Raw genomic sequence first — 17,666 nt, 5'->3', positions numbered from 1 at the left:
ACTCAGGGTTTACGACGGCTTCGCCGCCGAACGCAGCCTCGCAGGCTCGGCAGCTGCTAAAGGGCTGCGATCTAATGCCCCATGAGCCAATGCTGATGCGGCCCCGGCAATGTCCAGATCCCGAACAACATCACCAACAAACCGCCACTCATCCGCACACTGCGTTTGCGCAACAGCGCCGTGACGCGTTCGGCCGCCAGCCCCGTGGCCAATAAAACCGGCCATGTCCCCAGCCCAAACGCCAGCATCAACAACGCACTATCCAGCGCATTGCCCTGGCTCGCCGCCCACAGCAACGTGCTGTAAACCAGTCCGCACGGCAACCAGCCCCAGAGGGCGCCCAGCAGCAGGGCGCGGGGCAGGCTCGACACTGGCAGCAGTTTGTTGGCAACCGGCTGAATATGCCGCCACAGGCCGCGACCGAGGCTTTCAATGCGGGTCAGGCCGCTCCACCAGCCGGCCAGGTACAAACCCATGCTGATCAGCAGCAATCCGGCGAGGATGCGCATGAACATCGCCGCCGGGCTGTTGGCCACGGCCCAGCCGGCGAGCCCGATCAACAGGCCCGCGGTGGCGTAACTGAGAATTCGGCCCAGGTTGTAGGCCAGCAATAATCTGAAGCGGCGGCTGCGTTGTTCCTTGGGGATCGCCAGGGTCAACGCGCCCATCAAACCGCCGCACATGCCCAGGCAATGGCCGCCGCCGAGCAGGCCGAGGATCACCGCAGACACCAGCAGAGGCGCCAGTTCAAGCATGGGGTGGCGCCTTGTCGTCCGGTTTGGCTGGGTGACCGCTGGCCTCATCGACCGCAGCGGTGTGGTTTGGGTCCTGGTCGTCGAACAGAATGCTGTGGGCCGGGCCGTCGAGGTCGTCGTACTGACCGCTGTCGACCGCCCAGAAGAAGATGTAGACGGCGATGGCGACGATCAGCAGCGCGGCCGGGATCATCACGTAAAGAGCTGGCATTGGAAGACTCCATGCCCGCGCGGCTCAGGCCGGCAGCGGGCGGGTTTCTGGCGTGGCGCTCGCCTTGGGCATGCTCGGCATCCGAGTCAGGCGCAGGGCATTGAGCACCACGGTCAACGAACTGATCGACATGCCGACCGCGGCCCACACCGGAGTGATCCAGCCGAGGGCGGCAAACGGCAACATGAGGCCATTGTACAACCCGGCCCACAACAGGTTCTCGATGATGATCCGGCGGGTGCGCCGCGCCAGGCTGAAGGCTTGCACCAACGCGTCGAGGCGGTTGGACAGCAGCACCGCGTCGGCGCTGGTTTTCGCCAGGTCCGTGGCTGAACCCATGGCCACGCTGATATCGGCCGCGGCCAGCACCGGCACGTCGTTGACCCCGTCGCCGAGCATCAACACCTTGCGTCCTTCCTTGTGCAGCTGTTGCAGCACTTGCAACTTGTCGTCGGGACGCAAGCCGCCACGGGCTTCGTCAATCCCCAATTCGGCAGCGACGCTGGCGACCATCGGCGAACTGTCGCCGGACAGCAACAGCGTGCGCCAGCCGCGCGCCTTGCAGGCAGCGAGCAGGGGCGGGGCATCGGCGCGCAAGCGGTCGTCGAGGACAAACCACGCCAACGGCCCGGTTTGATCGCCCAACAGTAGCCATTGGCCGGCCTCGTCCGGCATCAGCGGTACGGCAGCGCCGCTGAGTTCACAGACAAAACCCGGCTGGCCGATGCGCAGCCGTTGCTCACCCACCAAGCCTTCAAGGCCCAGTCCTGGTGTGCTCAGGACTTCTTCGGCGGCCAATGGTGCGCGGCCAAAGGCGCGGGCGATCGGGTGTTCGGAGCGATTTTCCAGTGCTGCCGCGAGCCCCAGGCATTCATCGCTGCCGAGGGCGCCGAGCGGGCGAATCGAGCGCAGCGCCAGGCGACCTTCGGTCAGCGTGCCAGTCTTGTCGAAAATCACCGTGTCGATCTGGTTCAGACCTTCCAGCACATGGCCGCGGGTCAGCAGCAAGCCGAGTTTATGCAGTGTGCCGGTAGCGGCGGTCAGCGCGGTCGGCGTCGCGAGGGACAGGGCGCATGGGCAGGTCGCGACGAGCATGGCGAGCACGATCCAGAACGCCCGCGACGAATCCAGTTCCCACCACAGCAAGCCAATAGCGGCCACAGCCACCAGCGACAGCAACAGGAACCATTGGGCGGCGCGGTCGGCGATTTCCGCCAGGCGCGGTTTCTCCGCCTGGGCGCGGTCGAGCAGGCGGACGATGGCGGACAGTCGCGTGTCGTGCCCCAGCGCCAGCACTTCAACGGTCAATGCGCCTTCAACATTCAAGGTGCCGGCGGTGACCGCATCGCCGAGGGTGCGCGGTTGCGGCAGGTACTCGCCGGTGAGCAGGGACTCGTCGATGCTCGACTGGCCGTCGAGGATCTTGCCATCGGCCGGTAGGATCGCGCCAGGGTGCACCAGCACCTGATCACCGACGCGCAACTCGCTGAGCAGGATGCGTTCGCTCTGGCCATCGGCACTCAGGCGCAAACACGAAGCGGGCAATAGATTCACGAGCTGCGCGGTGGCGGCGGCGGTGCGTTCCCGGGCGCGACGTTCCAGGTAACGCCCGGCCAGCAGGAACAGGGCAAACATGCCGACGGCATCGAAATACAACTCGCCGACCCCGGTGATCGAAGTCCAGATCCCCGCAAGGTAGGCGCTGCCGATGGCCAGCGACACCGACACGTCCATGGTCAGGTGCCGGGTGCGCAAATCGCGCATGGCGCCCTTGAAGAATGGCGCGCAGCTGTAAAACACGATCGGCGTGGTCAGGAACAGCGCAACCCAGCGCAGGATGGTGTGCAGCTCGGGGCTGAGGTCGATGTTGAATTCCGGCCAGGTGGCCATGGTCGCCATCATCGCCTGGAACCACAGCAACCCCGCCACACCGAGCTGACGCAGGGCGAGGCGATTTTCGCTGGCCAGTTGTTCACTGGCGCGGTCGGCCTGGTAGGGGTGAGCGACGTAACCGATATGGCGCAACTCACTGAGCACTTGGCTCAGCGGTAATTGAGCGTCGGCCCAGCGCACGTGCAAGCGATGGTTGGACAGGTTCAGCCGCGCCTCGGCCACGGCGGGCAAACCGCGCAGGTGTTTCTCGATCAGCCAGCCGCAGGCGGCGCAACTGATGCCTTCCATTAACAATGTGGTTTCGGCGAGTTCGCCTTCGTGACGGACGAAGGGCTTCTGGACGTCGGCGCGGTCGTACAGCGCCAGTTCATCGACCAATTGCACCGGCAAGGACTCGGGGTTGGCCGAGGCTTCGCTGCGATGCTGGTAATAACTTTCCAGCCCACCAGCCACGATGGCTTCGGCCACAGCCTGGCAACCCGGGCAGCAGAGCTCGCGGGTTTCACCGAGGACGACGGCGGTGAAGCGGCTGCCGGCCGGGACGGGCAGGGCGCAGTGGTAGCAGGGGGTTGGGGTGGTCATGGGGTTTTCACAGGGTGTTGTCCGATGATCGTTCCCACGCTCTGCGTGGGAATGCCTCCCCGGACGCTCCGCGTCCGCTTCGGCTGGGACGCGGCGCGTCCCTGGCTGCGTTCCCACGCAGAGCGTGGGAACGATCAAAGTGAGGCTTACTTCTTCAGGTCTTCAGCGCCTTGCAACGGCTCGTCGCCCAGCAGCAGGTCTTTGTCGTGGCTGACCTGTTCTTCCTCGAACATGCGCCAGGTCTTGTCGTCCTGCACGCCCAGCAATTCGACAAAACGCCGACCTTCAACCTTGTCGCTCATCTGGCCGATGTAGCGGCCCTGTTCGGTTTCGCTGTGGGTCAGGGTGATCTTGCGATCCTTCTCCGGCTGGGTCGGCGAGATCAGGTTCAGCTCAACGGTCTTGGGTTGACTGTTGCCGCTCAGGCGCAGGTCGACTTCACCGGTCAGCTCATCCAGATGCACGCTGGCGCGCAGTAACAGGGTCTGGGCCAGCAACTCACGGTCCAGGGAACGGTTGATGCCTTTGCCGGCCTCGTAGTAGTTGTCGTTGACCAGGTTGTCCGGATTGTTGACCGCGATGGTCACCATGGACAGGGTCAGGGTCACCGAGCACGCGAGAATCCCGATGATGATCCACGGCCAAAGATGCTTGTACCAAGGGCTTGCGGCAGTTGCTGCGGGCATGATCACTTCTCTCAACGAATTTGTGGGCCGATGAATCGGCTCTTGGCTTCAACGTGGACGCTGTCGTCATCGGCATCCTTGAGGGTGAATTTCACCTCATTGGTGCTCGATGGCAATTGCTCCGGCGCGCTGGACAGCTCCACCGGCTGGCTGAAAATTTCCCCGGCGGCGACTTTGATTTCACGCCGGCCTTGCAGCTTGAGGTCCGGAAGGCCGCTGGCTTCCAGCACATAGGTGTGGTCGCGCTGGTCCTTGTTCATGATCTTCAGGCTGTAGACGTTTTCGATCCGGCCTTCGGCGTTCTCGCGGTACAGCACGCGGTCCTTGCTGACGTCGAAGCCCACCAGCGAACGCATGAAGAAGGCGGTCACCAGCAAGCCGATCATGGTCAGCAGCACTAACGCATAGCCGATCAGGCGCGGGCGCAGTTTATGGGTTTTCTGCCCGGACAGGTTGTGCTCGGTGGTGTAGCTGATCAGGCCGCGCGGGTAGTCCATCTTGTCCATGATGCTGTCGCACGCATCGATACACGCGGCACAGCCGATGCACTCGATTTGCAGGCCGTCGCGGATGTCGATGCCGGTCGGGCAGACCTGGACGCACATGGTGCAGTCGATGCAATCGCCCAGGCCCTGGGCCTTGTAATCCACGCCTTTCTTGCGCGGGCCACGGGATTCGCCACGACGCGGGTCGTAGGAAACGATCAGGGTGTCCTTGTCGAACATCACGCTCTGGAAGCGTGCGTACGGGCACATGTAGATGCATACCTGCTCGCGCAACCAGCCGGCATTGCCGTAGGTGGCGAGGGTGAAGAAACCGACCCAGAAGTACGACCAGCCATCGGCCTCGCCAGTGAAGAAGTCGATGGTCAGTTCGCGGATCGGCGAGAAGTAGCCGACGAAAGTCATGCCGGTAACGAAGCCGATCAACAGCCACAGGCCGTGCTTGCTGAACTTGCGCAGGAATTTGTTGGCGCTCATCGGCGCCTTGTCGAGCTTGATGCGCTGGTTACGGTCGCCTTCGGTGACCTTTTCGCACCACATGAAGATCCAGGTCCAGACGCTTTGCGGGCAGGTATAACCGCACCAGACGCGCCCGGCGTACACGGTAATGAAGAACAGGCCGAAGGCACTTATGATCAGCAGGCCCGAGAGCAGGATGAAATCCTGGGGCCAGAACGTCGCACCGAAGATGAAGAACTTACGTTCCGGCAGGTTCCACCACACGGCCTGGTGGCCGCCCCAGTTCAGCCACACCGTACCGAAATACAGCAGGAACAATCCGGCCCCGCCCATCATGCGCAGGTTGCGGAACAGGCCGGTAAAGGCACGGGTGTAGATCTTTTCTCGAGAGGCGTAGAGGTCGACGCTGTTGTTCGCGTTCTTGGCAGGCGGGGTAACGTCGTGTACCGGAATCTGATTGCTCATCATTGCATCCCACGGCAGTGGAAAAATGCCCCGGTCAGTACATGCCGACCGCGGTCAAAAAGAGGTGTTGCAGTGGCGCAATGATACGCCTGTCGCTCTAGCTCAAGGGTGCGACCTTTGGTCGCGTTGGGAGAAAAGCGAAGATGGTGTAGCAGATGTAACAAATCATGATCCAGATCAATTGACTATAGACGATCGACGATTTGCCTTGAGAGCAGCGCGTGGGCGCTGCTCTGCGTCAGGGGAGCCGTTAATTTCCCGGGAGACGACCGCCACCCAGGCCGTCCAGCCCACCTGTGCCGTTTCCAGGTTCCAGCGCCGAGAATAAAGGGATTGTTTCAAGTGACCGGGAGCGGGAATAGCTGTTTTCCGAATGGGACATGTCATTTCTTCCTTGGTGATTACCTGTGAATGCATCTCTCGTTCCTTGAAAACTCCACGTCGTGACGTGGGCGTTCAAGCTGAAGAAAAACTACAGGCCCCAAGGCATCCGGTCGATTAAAAGTCCGTCTCAAATTGTGAACGGTTTTGCCACTGCGTCGAATTCATCCATCTCATGGATTGATCACAGCAACACCGTTGAATTGAAAGTCACCGATGTGCCGGTAGTCGGGACACATTTTTTATTATAGTAAGACGGAGAGTTATTTGTTTTTAACGGGTGGCTGGCATAACGTTGGATCGAGAACTAACGAGGGTGCTCTGTTAGTGTGATTAATCAAAAACGGAAATGGATGTCTATGAATGTATTTGCAAGGACTGGGTCGTTATTGGGTCTGGTGTTGTTATTTAATGTGCCTGCGTACGCTGAACAAGTTAATTATTCACCTCGGCATCTGGTATTTGCTTCCGATCCACAATACCCCTGGACCGAAAATTCGGACAGCGGCGCCGCCCAGACTGACGGCGAACGGGATGCCCGTTCCAAATGGCTGATTGAAACCCAGTATTCGGATATCGCCAGTTTCAGGACATTTAATGGCGGTGCTTCGAAAGTGCCGGTAATGATTAACGGTGATATGACTGCCTTCGGCCATGGCTGGCAGAGATCGACCGTTAAACCGATTCTGGATAAATACCTGGCAGGGCAATACGACTACGGCCTGGGTAATCACGATTATGAGAATAACGTGGACGATTGTTTTTTAAATAATTGTGCGGCGGGCAGTGTTGTAGATTTCAAGGATCGTTACTTCGGTAAGTTGGACTCGCTCGATATGACGGCGGGGAGTGAGGGTTCTATTGTCGGGTCGGTAGCCGGTAGCCTGGCTTATTCCAGGACTTTTGGTGATGTCCATCTGGTGCAGTTACATAATGAGCCCACCTATGTCACTACCTTCACAGCTTGGGATTGGGGTGTACCGACCCTCTATAAAATTACCGACTCCCTCGACTGGCTGGAGCAGGACCTGAAGGCGGCCCGGCAAAAAGGGCGGGTCATCCTGCTCAATATGCACAAGCCGGATAAGTGGAAGTGCAGTCCTCAGCAGGTTGAGCGGTTCAGGTTGATGATTCAGAAGTACCAGGTGACCGCTGTCTTTGCCGGGCACTATCACCGGAGTGTCGGTACTTGGTGGGGCTATGACCAGCGCACTTTCTTTGGTGACGTGCCGGTTTTTCTGAGCGGTGGGGCTTCGCAGCAGACTTACCTGACGGCCAGCTTTTCCGAGGATCGCAAAAACCTTACGGTGAGAATGGTCAAGGAAAACAAATGGCCGAAGCAGACCGAGGTGAAGACAATCCCGGTTCACCGCTAGGATTATTGCGCCACTAAAAAAGGCTCCGTCAAATGATGATGGGGCCTTTTCGTATTGCGCTCAGGCGTTGGCCTTGCGGGCATCCGCCGCCGGAGCCGTCTCACGGTGATTGCGGCGCATTCATTCATCCCATGGGTTGATCAATGCGACACCGCTGGATTGAAAATCACCGGTGTTTCGGGTGACCACGGTCAGGCCATGCACCAGTGCAGTCGCAGCGATAAGGGCGTCGCTTTCATTTGCTTGATCCGGAACATGCAAGCTGGCACAGCGCAGAGCCACGGCGGCATCGACCGGCAAGATCCTGGCATCGAAGGCCGGTATGACGTGACGCTTCAACCACGTGCGTAACACTTTCCCCTGAGCGGGATCACGACGTTCCATTCGAAGAACTCCGGTCTCCAGTTCCTTCAAGGTAATGGCCGAAATAAACAGGCGTGGCGCAATGACGCTTTTGGCCCAGGCGACAACGTTCACATCTGCCTGGGGTTTACGCAGCTCAGAAATCACATTGGTGTCGAGTAGAAACATCAAGACAGGTCCACAGGTCGATGAGTGATCACGGCACGCTCGGTTTCGAAGTCAATGTCTGCCGCTTCTGGCATGACGAGCAGGTCGACGATATTGGCGTTGATGCCGGTGAGTTTTTGGTACTCCTCAATGCTTAGCAGTACGTGGGCTGGCTTGCCACGGTCGGTGATAATAACCGGCCCCTGACGCGTGGCTTTTTTGGCACTACTTGTATCCTGGTTGAATTCCCGGCTTGAAATCGTGGTGATGGCCATCATGGCAGCCCCCTCTTTAAAGTACTTTGTAGAAACGTTACTACTCGATGGCAACTCTCGCAACCCAGGAGGGGAGAGCGGCACTACCACTGGTCGCCATGGTCACGCGCGGCCACAAACAAAACGGCCCCGCCAATTCACATTGGCGGGGCCGTTTTTTATTGCTTCAAGCGTTTGCCTTACTGGGCATCCGCCGCCGGAGCCTTCTCACCGTGAGACAGGCTGTAGACGTAAGCGGCCAGCAGGTGAACCTTGTCGTTGCCTTGCAGCTGTTCTTGCGCAGGCATCTGGCCCTGACGGCCGTAACGGATGGTCTGCTGCAATTGAGCGAAGCTCGAACCGTAGATGAACGCGGCCGGGTGGGTCAGGTTAGGCGCGCCCATGGCTGGCGTTCCTTTGCCTTCCGGACCGTGGCACACCGCACAGTTGGCGGCGAACAGCTTCTGCCCGGCCACCGGGTCGGACTTGGTGCCTTCCGGCAGCTTGCGGCCATCGAGGTTGGTCAGCACGAAGCCGGCAACATCGGCAACGCCTTGCTCGCCGATCACTTCAGCCCATGCCGGCATCACGGCATGACGACCGCCCATGATGGTGGTCTTGATGGTTTCCGGTTCGCCGCCCCAGCGCCAGTCGGCGTCGGTCAGGTTCGGGAAGCCATAAGCGCCCTTGGCGTCGGAACCGTGGCAGACCGAGCAGTTGGAGGCGAAAAGGCGGCCACCCATCTTCAGGGCTTGCGGGTCCTTGGCCACGTCCTCAATCGGCATGGAAGCGAACTTGGCGAAGATCGGGCCGAACTTGGCGTCCGACTTGGCCATTTCCTTTTCCCACTCGTGAACGCCGGTCCAGCCGGTCTGGCCGTTGGCGAACGCGGTCTGCTTGTCGGTATCGAGGTAGTTGTAGCCCGGCAGCAGGCCTTTCCAGTTGCCCAGGCCCGGGTACAGCACCAGGTAGCCGAGGGCGAAGATGATGGTGCCCACGAACAGCATGAACCACCATTTCGGCAGTGGGTTGTCGTACTCCTCGATCCCGTCGAAGGAGTGGCCAACCGTCTCTTCGGTGGCTTCGCTGCGCTGGCCCTTGCGGGTGGACAGCAGCAGCCAGGTCAGGGCGAAGATGGTACCCAGGCTCAGGACTGTGACGTACAGACTCCAGAACGTAGTCATTCTTTGTTACTCCTAGAAGCTTGCTCGACGTGCTTGATGGCTTCGGGATCATCCGCGAAAGGCAGCAAGGTCGCGTCTTCAAACTCCGACTTGCGCTTGGGGCTGAACACCCACAACGCCAGACCGATAAAGGCCACCATCACGACAACGGTGCCCAGGCCACGAATCATCCCGATATCCATCTAGATCACCGTTTGCTTTTGATGATGGTGCCCAGGCCTTGCAGATAGGCCACCAGCGCGTCCATTTCGGTCTTGCCCTTCACCGCATCCTTGGCACCGGCGATGTCTTCGTCGGTGTAAGGGACGCCGAGCGTGCGCAGGACTTCCAGTTTCTTGGCGGTGTCCTTGCCGTCGAGCTTGTTTTCCACGAGGAACGGGTAGGCCGGCATTTTCGACTCAGGCACCACGTTGCGCGGGTTGTACAAGTGCGCACGCTGCCAGTCATCGGAGTAACGACCGCCGACACGGGCCAGGTCCGGACCGGTACGCTTGGAACCCCACAGGAACGGGTGGTCCCAGACGCTTTCACCGGCGACCGAGTAGTGGCCGTAACGTTCGGTTTCAGCACGGAACGGGCGGATCATCTGCGAGTGGCAGCCGACACAACCGTTGGCGATGAACACGTCGCGTCCTTCGACTTCAAGCGCGGGACGAGGCTTCATGCCTTCGACCGGCTTGTTGGTGACGTCCTGGAAAAACAGCGGAACGATCTGGGTCAGGCCGCCGATGCTGACGGCGATAACCATGAAGAAGGCCAGCAGGCCAATATTCTTCTCGACTGCTTCATGCTTCATCAGTGAGCTCCAACTACAGCAATCTGAGCGGCGGCTTCGGCTTCAACCGGGTTCGAGGCGCGTACGGTACGGAATACGTTGTAGGCCATGAACAGCATGCCGCTGGCAAAGAACGCACCGCCCAGGGCGCGAACGATGAAACCAGGGTGGCTGGCTTGCAGCGCTTCAACGAACGAGTAGGTGAGGGTGCCGTCATCGTTGATTGCACGCCACATCAGGCCCTGGGTGATGCCGTTGACCCACATCGAAGCGATGTACAGCACGGTACCGATGGTCGCGAGCCAGAAGTGCGTGTTGATCAGGCCGATGCTGTGCATCTGCGTGCGACCGAACAGTTTCGGGATCATGTGGTAGATCGCGCCGATCGAAATCATCGCTACCCAGCCGAGCGCGCCGGCGTGTACGTGGCCGATGGTCCAGTCGGTGTAGTGCGAGAGCGAGTTGACGGTCTTGATCGCCATCATCGGGCCTTCGAAGGTCGACATGCCGTAGAACGCCAGCGAGACCACGAGGAAGCGCAGGATCGGGTCGGTGCGCAACTTATGCCAGGCGCCCGACAGGGTCATCATGCCGTTGATCATGCCGCCCCAGCTTGGCGCGAGCAGGATGATCGACATCGCCATGCCCAGGGACTGCGCCCAATCCGGCAACGCGGTGTAGTGCAAGTGGTGCGGACCGGCCCAGATGTACAGGGTGATCAGCGCCCAGAAGTGCACGATGGACAGGCGATAGGAGTAGATCGGACGTTCGGCCTGTTTCGGCACGAAGTAGTACATCATCCCCAGGAAACCGGTGGTCAGGAAGAAGCCCACCGCGTTGTGGCCGTACCACCACTGGATCATCGCGTCCGTCGCACCCGAGTAGGCCGAGTAGGACTTGAACAGGCTGACCGGCAGCGACATGTGGTTGACGATGTGCAGCATCGCGGTCACGACGATGAACGCGCCGTAGAACCAGTTACCGACATAGATGTGCTTGGTCTTGCGCTTGACGATGGTGCCGAAGAACACCAGGCCGTAAACGACCCAGACGACGGCCAGCAGAATAGCCAGTGGCCATTCCAGTTCGGCGTATTCCTTGGTGGTGGTGTAACCCAGCGGCAAGGTGACGATGGCGCCGATGATCACCGCTTGCCAACCCCAGAAGTGGAAGGCCGCGAGGCTGTCGGAAATCAGTCGCGTTTGGCAGGTTCGCTGCACGACGTAATAAGAAGTGGCAAACAGTGCACAACCACCGAAGGCGAAAATCACCAGGTTGGTGTGCAACGGGCGTAAGCGTCCAAAAGTCGTCCACGGCAGACCGAAGTTCAATTCCGGCCATACAAGCTGTGAGGCGATGAAGACACCAAGCCCCATGCCAAGGATCCCCCAGACCACCGTCATGATGGCGAACTGGCGGACTACCTTATAGTTATAAGCAGTCGGACTGATTGCTGTGCTCATTCTAAGGTTCCACGGTTTGGGTGTTTTATTAGGATAAAAATCGGCCGCAAGTATGTAGAAAGCAGGGGGGCATTGCAACGCACCATGACCTGGGTCAATGCTTTCAGAAGCTGATTCTGCGGCCTTTCCATGCGCCGCGTAAGGACAAAATCGGCCCCGGACAAAATGTCGCAGCAGACGAAAAAGGCGAGGGGTTCAGGTCAGTTGTAACGGGGTGTGTTGAAACGCAACGAAAGGGTGAGCGATGGCATTTGGCACGACAGCCGGTATCTACCAGCCTTTGCGGCCTGTCATCGAGCAGATTCGTTGAACACATCGGCTAATGTCGACCTGGAACCGGTACTTTGCCAGTCCGCATCGAGCAAGCGTAGACCCGAATCCGGGGAACCGAAAGGGCGACTAATTGAGGGTGCGACAATGGGTCGCAAAGAAGCAGGGAACTGCCGCATCCGGGAGAATGCGGCAGCAGAGCGGTCAAGAATTATTCGCTTTTGCCTTCAGCCTGCAAGCGCTCGGTGCTGACACCGTTCGACAAGCTGAAAACATAGGCGGCCAGCAGTTGCACCTTATCGTTGCCGAGCAGTTCGTTCTGCGCCGGCATATGGCCCTGGCGGCCATGACGAATGGTTTGTTGCAGCTGCGCCAGGCTTGAACCGTAGATGAATCCGGCCGGGTGCGTCAGGTTCGGCGCGCCCATGGCTTCAGTGCCCTGGCCGTTTGCCCCGTGACAGGCTACGCAAGTGGTGCTGAACAATTGCTGACCGGCTTGTACATCGGCGTTGCTGTCGGCGGGCAACGGCAGGCCGGCCAGTTCATGACGCACATACGCGGCCACGTTTTTCACGCCAGCCTCACCGAGAATTTCACCCCAGGCCGGCATCGCTGCCATCCGACCGCCCATGATCGTGGTCTTGATCATGTCGGCGTCGCCGCCCCAGCGCCAATCACGGTCCGCCAGGTTGGGGAAGCCGAAGGCGCCCTTGGCGTCCGAGCCGTGACACACCGCGCAATTGGAGGCAAACAGGCGACCGCCCATTTTCAGCGCTTGCGGGTCTTTCGCCACTTCTTCCACCGGCATCGCGGCGAATTTGGCGAAGATCGGTCCGAACCGGGCGTCAGCCTTGTTCATTTCCTTTTCCCACTCGTGGACGCCGGTCCAGCCGTCCTCGTAGCCCGGCAGTACGCCTTTCCAGTTGCCCAGGCCCGGATACAGAACCAGATAGCCCACGGCGAACACCAAGGTGCCGGCGAACAGCATGAACCACCACTGCGGCAGCGGGTTGTCGTACTCCTCGATGCCGTCGAAGCTGTGGCCCATGGTCTGGTCGACGCTGCCCTTGGTCTCGCCCTTGCGGGTGCCGATCAACAGCCAGGTCAGGCCGATCAGGCTGCCGATGGTCAGTACGCAGATCCACGTACTCCAGAAGGTGGTCATGGCCGGGTACTCCTTGGTTCAGGTTCTTGGGTGGCGTCATCGGGGTTCAACTCGTCGGCGAACGGCAGCATTCGCGCTTCAGCGAATTCCGGGCTGCGCTTGCCGCTGAACACCCACAACGCCAGGCCGACGAAGGCCACGAACACCACGACCGTGCCCAGGCCGCGGATCATTCCGCTGCTCATCACGCTGACTATTTCAAAGGGAATGGCCATGGCTCACCTCTTGCTCTTGATGGCAGTGCCAAGCACTTGCAGGTAGGCGACGAGTGCGTCCATTTCGGTCTTGCCCTTGAGCGAGGCGACGGCACCGGTAATGTCGTCGTCGCTGTATGGCACGCCGAGGGTGCGCATGGCCTTGATCTTGGTTTCGGTGTGGCTGCTGTCGAGCGAGTTGGCGACCAACCATGGGTAGCCGGGCATTTTCGATTCCGGCACGACGTTGCGCGGGTTGTACAGATGCGCGCGGTGCCAGTCTTCGGAGTAGCGACCGCCGACCCGTGCCAGGTCCGGCCCGGTACGTTTCGAGCCCCACAGGAACGGGTGATCCCAGACGCTTTCACCGGCGACCGAGTAGTGGCCGTAGCGTTCGGTTTCGGCGCGGAACGGCCGGATCATCTGCGAATGGCAGCCGACGCAACCTTCGCGGATGTAGATGTCGCGACCTTCCAGTTGCAGCGCGGTGTAGGGCTTCATGCCTTCCACCGGTTTATTGGTTACGTCCTGGAAGAACAGCGGGACGATCTGGGTCAGACCGCCGATGCTGACGGCCAGGACCATCAGCAACAGCAGCAGGCCGACGTTTTTCTCGATGGTTTCGTGTTTCATGGCGGACTCCTCAGGCCATCTGCGCGGCAGCGGCGGCTTCGGCAGGCTGCGAGGCCCGCACGGTGCGCCAGGTGTTGTAGGCCATCAGCAACATGCCGCTGAAGAAGATCGCACCGCCCACCAACCGCACGACGAAGCCTGGGTGGCTGGCCACCAGGGTTTCGACGAAGGAGTAGGTCAGCGTGCCGTCTTCGTTGACAGCGCGCCACATGAGGCCCTGGGCGATGCCGTTGACCCACATCGACGCGATGTAGAGCACGGTGCCGATTGTCGCGAGCCAGAAGTGCGCGTTGATCAGGCCGAGGCTGTGCATCTGCTGGCGGCCGAAGATTTTCGGGATCATGTGGTACAGCGCGCCGATGGAAATCATCGCCACCCAACCGAGCGCGCCGGCGTGAACGTGGCCGATGGTCCAGTCGGTGTAGTGGGAGAGGGCGTTGACGGTTTTGATCGCCATCATCGGCCCTTCGAAGGTCGACATGCCGTAGAACGCCAGCGAGACCACGAGGAAGCGCAGGATCGGGTCGCTGCGCAACTTATGCCAGGCGCCGGAGAGCGTCATCATGCCGTTGATCATCCCGCCCCAGCTTGGCGCCAGCAGGATCAGCGACATCACCATGCCCAGCGACTGTGCCCAGTCCGGCAACGCGGTGTAGTGCAAATGGTGCGGGCCGGCCCAGATGTAGAGGGTGATCAACGCCCAGAAGTGCACGATCGACAAACGATACGAGTACACCGGACGCTCGGCCTGTTTCGGCACGAAGTAATACATCATCCCGAGGAAGCCTGCGGTCAGGAAGAAACCCACCGCGTTGTGGCCGTACCACCACTGCACCATGGCGTCGGTTGCGCCGCCGTACAGCGAGTAGGACTTGGTCCAGCTGACCGGGATTTCCAGGTTGTTGACGATGTGCAGGATCGCCACGGTGACGATGAACGCGCCGAAGAACCAGTTACCGACGTAGATGTGCTTGGTCTTGCGCTTGGCCAGTGTGCCGAAGAACACGATGGCGTAGGCGACCCAGACGATGGTGATCAGGATGTCGATCGGCCATTCCAGCTCGGCGTATTCCTTGGAACTGGTGTAGCCCAGCGGCAGGCTGACGGCCGCCAGGACAATCACCAGTTGCCAGCCCCAGAAGCAGAACTGGGCGATTCTTGGGGCAAACAGTTGGGTCTGGCAGGTGCGCTGCACCGAATAGAACGAACTGGCGAACAGGGCGCAACCGCCGAAAGCGAAGATCACCGCGTTGGTGTGCAGCGGGCGCAAACGGCCGAAGCTGGTCCACGGCAAATTGAAGTTGAGTTCGGGCCAGACCAATTGAGCGGCGAGAAAAACCCCGAGCCCCATGCCGACGATGCCCCACACCACCGTCATAATGGCGAATTGGCGGACCACCTTGTAGTTGTAGGCGGTACTGATAGAAGTGTTCATGGTTCCCCATCCACGGTTCAGCCGAAGTGAAGGCGCTGCGCAAGGCAAGCGCTTCCTTCGCCTGGAGTTATAGGCAGACTAAAAGCGAGGCAAGCATGGACAAAGAGCACAAGGCCAGTATTGACGGGGATCAATGGGCGCGGTGTGTGCAGGATCATGGCTGGCTGTGGAATGCCGCCTCGACGCCGTCATCGACCACGCTTATTCTCGCCCACGGCGCGGGTGCGCCGATGGACAGCGGCTGGATGAACGACATGGCCGCGCGCCTTGCCGCCTCTGGGGTCAACGTGTTGCGCTTCGAGTTTCCGTACATGGCACAACGGCGCATCGATGGCGGTAAACGCCCACCGAATCCGGCACCGAAACTGCTCGAATGCTGGCATGAGGTGTATGCCCAGGTGCGACGCCATGTCACTGGGCGCCTGGCCATTGGTGGCAAGTCCATGGGCGGGCGGATGGCCAGTTTGCTGGCGGATGAATTGGGCGCGGATGCGCTGGTCTGTCTGGGTTATCCGTTTTATGCCGTGGGTAAGCCGGAGAAACCGCGGGTCGAGCATTTGGCCGGGCTGAAGACCCGGACCTTGATTGTCCAGGGCGAACGGGATGCGTTGGGCAATCGCGAGGCGGTCGAGGGTTATGCGTTGTCACCGAGCATCGAGGTGTTCTGGCGAGTGGCGGGGGATCATGATTTGAAACCGTTGAAGGCTTCGGGGTTTAGCCATGAGCAGCATTTGGCGGCTGCGGCGCAGAAGGTGGCTGATTTCCTTCGCTAAGTGATCGTTCCCGCGCTCCGCGTGGGAATGCAGCCCGGGACGCTCCGCGTCCCAACAGCGGACGCAGAGCGTCCATTGAGGCATTCCCACGCAGAGCGTGGGAACGATCATCACGCCCTGGCAACGAAGATCAGCGGTTAAACCGCTCCACCAGCGAATACTGGGTACTGGCCGTCTTCGTCAGCTCTTCACTCAACAACGCCGAGTGTTGCGCCTGTTCAGACGTCTGGTCCGCCAGTTGCGAGATGTTGCTGATGTTGCGGCTGATCTCTTCGGCCACCGAGCTTTGCTCTTCGGTAGCAGCGGCGATTTGCGTAGTCATGTCGGTGATATGGGCCACCGCTTCGCTGATGCCGATCAAGGCCTGGTCGGCTTCCAAGACCCGCGCCACACCTTCTTCGGCCTGGCGATGCCCGGCGTCCATGGTTTGTACGGCGGTGTTGGCGGTTTGTTGCAGCTTGGCGATCAGCGCGTGAATCTGTCCGGTGGACTCGCTGGTGCGTTGCGCCAGTTGGCGCACTTCGTCGGCCACGACCGCGAAACCACGGCCCATTTCACCGGCGCGCGCCGCTTCGATGGCGGCGTTCAGTGCCAGCAGGTTGGTCTGGTCGGCGATGCCTTTGATCACATCGACCACGCCACCGATTTCGTCGCTGTCCTTGGCCAGTTGGGTCACGGTCAGGCCGGTTTCACCCACCACCACCGACAGGCGCTGGATGGCTTCGCGGGTTTCCCCGGCAATGTCACGACCGCGACTGGTCAGGCGATTGGCTTCCTGGGTAGCGTCAGCGGTGCGTTGCACGTGGCTGGCGACTTCCTGGGTGGTGGCGGCCATCTGGTTGACGGCGGTGGCCACTTGCTCGGTTTCGACGCGCTGACGTTCCAGGCCGTTGGAGCTGTTGTGCGCCAGGGTGTCGGACTGCTTGGCTTGCTCGGTCAGGTGCTCGGCGGTGTCCTGCAGACGGGTCAGGCAGGTCTTCAGACGCGCTTCCTGGCTGAGGATCGACATCTCCAGACGCGCCTGGGCACCACGGCTGTCGGTGTACATCTGCGCGATCAGCGGGTCGGATGTGGTTTGCCCGGCCAGGACCAGCAGGCGCTTGAGCCCGCGCTGTTGCCAGCTCAAACCCATCAGGCCCAGCGGCACCGACAAACCGGCGGCCAAGGCAAAACCCCACTGGGAGTTGAGCGAGGCACCGATCATGAAGCTGATCTGGCTGATCAGAATAAACGGCACCCAGTCCTGCAGGATCGGCAGCCATTTGTCTGACGAAGGAATCGCCGACTTGCCCTGGTTGATGCGTTGGTAGAGCGCTTCGGCCCGGCGGATCTGCTCGGCGGTGGGTTTGATCCGCACCGACTCGTAACCGACCACCTGATTGCCTTCGAACACCGGCGTGACATAGGCGTTAACCCAGTAGTGATCACCGGTCTTGCAGCGATTCTTGACAATGCCCATCCATGGCAAGCCTTGTTTCAATGTGCCCCACATATGCGCGAACACCGCTGCCGGGACGTCAGGGTGACGAACCAGGTTGTGCGGCGCACGGATCAGCTCTTCACGGGAAAACCCACTGATTTCGACGAAAGCGTCGTTGCAGTAAGTGATCACGCCCTTGGCGTCGGTCGTGGAAATCAACCGTTGCTGAGCCGGAAAGGTCCGTTCGCGTTGTGTAGTGGGTTGGTTATTACGCATGGC

Annotated in this window: 18 protein-coding genes; 2 read left to right on the top strand and 16 right to left on the bottom strand. The window is 60.4% G+C overall.

What is annotated here, in order from left to right:
* Positions 1-71: 71 nt before the first annotated feature.
* The 5 genes from HKK52_RS10565 to ccoG form a co-directional block, all read right to left on the bottom strand.
* On the bottom strand, positions 72-755 hold the full coding sequence (locus tag HKK52_RS10565; protein WP_169370778.1) for a sulfite exporter TauE/SafE family protein: 684 nt from the start codon (positions 753-755) through the stop codon (positions 72-74).
* The gene (ccoS, locus tag HKK52_RS10560; protein ID WP_047531427.1) at positions 748-966 is read right to left on the bottom strand and encodes a cbb3-type cytochrome oxidase assembly protein CcoS; all 219 of its coding nucleotides are present in this window, start codon (positions 964-966) and stop codon (positions 748-750) included. The genes HKK52_RS10565 and ccoS overlap by 8 nt, the downstream gene beginning before the upstream one ends.
* 24 nt (positions 967-990) lie before the next feature.
* Entirely contained in the window at positions 991-3,441 is a 2,451-nt protein-coding gene (locus HKK52_RS10555; RefSeq protein WP_169370777.1) for a heavy metal translocating P-type ATPase, read from the bottom strand.
* A 146-nt stretch (positions 3,442-3,587) separates the two neighbouring features.
* The gene (locus tag HKK52_RS10550; protein ID WP_169370776.1) at positions 3,588-4,127 is read right to left on the bottom strand and encodes a FixH family protein; all 540 of its coding nucleotides are present in this window, start codon (positions 4,125-4,127) and stop codon (positions 3,588-3,590) included.
* Between the two features lie 11 nt (positions 4,128-4,138).
* Positions 4,139-5,554 carry a cytochrome c oxidase accessory protein CcoG gene (ccoG, locus tag HKK52_RS10545; RefSeq protein ID WP_169370775.1) on the bottom strand — a complete coding sequence of 472 codons (1,416 nt, stop codon included), beginning with the start codon at positions 5,552-5,554 and terminating at the stop codon, positions 4,139-4,141.
* 740 nt (positions 5,555-6,294) lie between these two features.
* Between ccoG and HKK52_RS10540 the strand changes: the two genes are divergently transcribed.
* Positions 6,295-7,311, top strand: coding sequence for a metallophosphoesterase family protein (locus HKK52_RS10540; protein WP_169370774.1), 1,017 nt, complete (start codon positions 6,295-6,297; stop codon positions 7,309-7,311).
* A 120-nt stretch (positions 7,312-7,431) separates the two neighbouring features.
* Here HKK52_RS10540 and HKK52_RS10535 read toward each other — a convergent pair whose 3' ends face one another.
* From HKK52_RS10535 to ccoN (HKK52_RS10490), 10 genes are all read right to left on the bottom strand, one after another.
* On the bottom strand, positions 7,432-7,842 hold the full coding sequence (locus tag HKK52_RS10535) for a type II toxin-antitoxin system VapC family toxin (RefSeq protein ID WP_169370773.1): 411 nt from the start codon (positions 7,840-7,842) through the stop codon (positions 7,432-7,434).
* The gene (locus tag HKK52_RS10530) at positions 7,842-8,096 is read right to left on the bottom strand and encodes a type II toxin-antitoxin system Phd/YefM family antitoxin (RefSeq protein WP_178117483.1); all 255 of its coding nucleotides are present in this window, start codon (positions 8,094-8,096) and stop codon (positions 7,842-7,844) included. The genes HKK52_RS10535 and HKK52_RS10530 overlap by 1 nt, the downstream gene beginning before the upstream one ends.
* Before the next feature lie 179 nt (positions 8,097-8,275).
* Positions 8,276-9,259, bottom strand: a complete 984-nt coding sequence (gene ccoP, locus HKK52_RS10525; protein ID WP_169370771.1) for a cytochrome-c oxidase, cbb3-type subunit III — start codon at positions 9,257-9,259, stop codon at positions 8,276-8,278.
* A complete protein-coding gene (locus HKK52_RS10520; RefSeq protein ID WP_003175465.1) occupies positions 9,256-9,441 on the bottom strand; it encodes a CcoQ/FixQ family Cbb3-type cytochrome c oxidase assembly chaperone in 186 nt (61 codons plus the stop codon). Before HKK52_RS10520 ends, ccoP (HKK52_RS10525) begins: the two co-directional genes overlap by 4 nt.
* 5 nt (positions 9,442-9,446) lie before the next feature.
* The gene (gene ccoO, locus HKK52_RS10515) at positions 9,447-10,055 is read right to left on the bottom strand and encodes a cytochrome-c oxidase, cbb3-type subunit II (protein ID WP_054054085.1); all 609 of its coding nucleotides are present in this window, start codon (positions 10,053-10,055) and stop codon (positions 9,447-9,449) included.
* Entirely contained in the window at positions 10,055-11,497 is a 1,443-nt protein-coding gene (gene ccoN / locus HKK52_RS10510) for a cytochrome-c oxidase, cbb3-type subunit I (protein WP_133836741.1), read from the bottom strand. The genes ccoO (HKK52_RS10515) and ccoN (HKK52_RS10510) overlap by 1 nt, the downstream gene beginning before the upstream one ends.
* Positions 11,498-11,978: 481 nt before the next feature.
* Positions 11,979-12,932 (bottom strand): cytochrome-c oxidase, cbb3-type subunit III, encoded by a 954-nt coding sequence (ccoP, locus tag HKK52_RS10505; protein WP_169370770.1) that lies wholly within the window; start codon positions 12,930-12,932, stop codon positions 11,979-11,981.
* The gene (locus HKK52_RS10500; protein WP_169370769.1) at positions 12,929-13,147 is read right to left on the bottom strand and encodes a cbb3-type cytochrome oxidase subunit 3; all 219 of its coding nucleotides are present in this window, start codon (positions 13,145-13,147) and stop codon (positions 12,929-12,931) included. The genes ccoP (HKK52_RS10505) and HKK52_RS10500 overlap by 4 nt, the downstream gene beginning before the upstream one ends.
* A gap of 3 nt (positions 13,148-13,150) precedes the next feature.
* The gene (ccoO, locus tag HKK52_RS10495) at positions 13,151-13,759 is read right to left on the bottom strand and encodes a cytochrome-c oxidase, cbb3-type subunit II (protein ID WP_169370768.1); all 609 of its coding nucleotides are present in this window, start codon (positions 13,757-13,759) and stop codon (positions 13,151-13,153) included.
* 10 nt (positions 13,760-13,769) lie between these two features.
* Positions 13,770-15,194, bottom strand: a complete 1,425-nt coding sequence (gene ccoN, locus HKK52_RS10490; protein WP_169370767.1) for a cytochrome-c oxidase, cbb3-type subunit I — start codon at positions 15,192-15,194, stop codon at positions 13,770-13,772.
* 95 nt (positions 15,195-15,289) lie between these two features.
* Between ccoN (HKK52_RS10490) and HKK52_RS10485 the strand changes: the two genes are divergently transcribed.
* Entirely contained in the window at positions 15,290-15,967 is a 678-nt protein-coding gene (locus tag HKK52_RS10485) for an alpha/beta family hydrolase (RefSeq protein ID WP_169370766.1), read from the top strand.
* A 130-nt stretch (positions 15,968-16,097) separates the two neighbouring features.
* Here HKK52_RS10485 and HKK52_RS10480 read toward each other — a convergent pair whose 3' ends face one another.
* The gene (locus HKK52_RS10480; RefSeq protein WP_169370765.1) at positions 16,098-17,663 is read right to left on the bottom strand and encodes a methyl-accepting chemotaxis protein; all 1,566 of its coding nucleotides are present in this window, start codon (positions 17,661-17,663) and stop codon (positions 16,098-16,100) included.
* Positions 17,664-17,666: the final 3 nt, after the last annotated feature.

This window comes from Pseudomonas sp. ADAK2 (assembly GCF_012935755.1).
GTDB lineage: Bacteria > Pseudomonadota > Gammaproteobacteria > Pseudomonadales > Pseudomonadaceae > Aquipseudomonas.
Note: the sequence above shows the minus strand (reverse complement) of the source record. Positions and strands in the feature narration are given on the sequence as shown.

Bases quoted from the DNA above. Each gene is read 5' to 3' on its own strand.
- HKK52_RS10565 (WP_169370778.1), bottom strand. From the start codon at position 755: ATGCTTGAACTGGCGCCTCTGCTGGTGTCTGCGGTGATCCTCGGCCTG.
- ccoS (WP_047531427.1), bottom strand. From the start codon at position 966: ATGCCAGCTCTTTACGTGATGATCCCGGCCGCGCTGCTGATCGTCGCC.
- HKK52_RS10555 (WP_169370777.1), bottom strand. From the start codon at position 3,441: ATGACCACCCCAACCCCCTGCTACCACTGCGCCCTGCCCGTCCCGGCC.
- HKK52_RS10550 (WP_169370776.1), bottom strand. From the start codon at position 4,127: ATGCCCGCAGCAACTGCCGCAAGCCCTTGGTACAAGCATCTTTGGCCG.
- ccoG (WP_169370775.1), bottom strand. From the start codon at position 5,554: ATGAGCAATCAGATTCCGGTACACGACGTTACCCCGCCTGCCAAGAAC.
- HKK52_RS10540 (WP_169370774.1), top strand. From the start codon at position 6,295: ATGAATGTATTTGCAAGGACTGGGTCGTTATTGGGTCTGGTGTTGTTA.
- HKK52_RS10535 (WP_169370773.1), bottom strand. From the start codon at position 7,842: ATGTTTCTACTCGACACCAATGTGATTTCTGAGCTGCGTAAACCCCAG.
- HKK52_RS10530 (WP_178117483.1), bottom strand. From the start codon at position 8,096: ATGGCCATCACCACGATTTCAAGCCGGGAATTCAACCAGGATACAAGT.
- ccoP (WP_169370771.1), bottom strand. From the start codon at position 9,259: ATGACTACGTTCTGGAGTCTGTACGTCACAGTCCTGAGCCTGGGTACC.
- HKK52_RS10520 (WP_003175465.1), bottom strand. From the start codon at position 9,441: ATGGATATCGGGATGATTCGTGGCCTGGGCACCGTTGTCGTGATGGTG.
- ccoO (WP_054054085.1), bottom strand. From the start codon at position 10,055: ATGAAGCATGAAGCAGTCGAGAAGAATATTGGCCTGCTGGCCTTCTTC.
- ccoN (WP_133836741.1), bottom strand. From the start codon at position 11,497: ATGAGCACAGCAATCAGTCCGACTGCTTATAACTATAAGGTAGTCCGC.
- ccoP (WP_169370770.1), bottom strand. From the start codon at position 12,932: ATGACCACCTTCTGGAGTACGTGGATCTGCGTACTGACCATCGGCAGC.
- HKK52_RS10500 (WP_169370769.1), bottom strand. From the start codon at position 13,147: ATGGCCATTCCCTTTGAAATAGTCAGCGTGATGAGCAGCGGAATGATC.
- ccoO (WP_169370768.1), bottom strand. From the start codon at position 13,759: ATGAAACACGAAACCATCGAGAAAAACGTCGGCCTGCTGCTGTTGCTG.
- ccoN (WP_169370767.1), bottom strand. From the start codon at position 15,194: ATGAACACTTCTATCAGTACCGCCTACAACTACAAGGTGGTCCGCCAA.
- HKK52_RS10485 (WP_169370766.1), top strand. From the start codon at position 15,290: ATGGACAAAGAGCACAAGGCCAGTATTGACGGGGATCAATGGGCGCGG.
- HKK52_RS10480 (WP_169370765.1), bottom strand. From the start codon at position 17,663: ATGCGTAATAACCAACCCACTACACAACGCGAACGGACCTTTCCGGCT.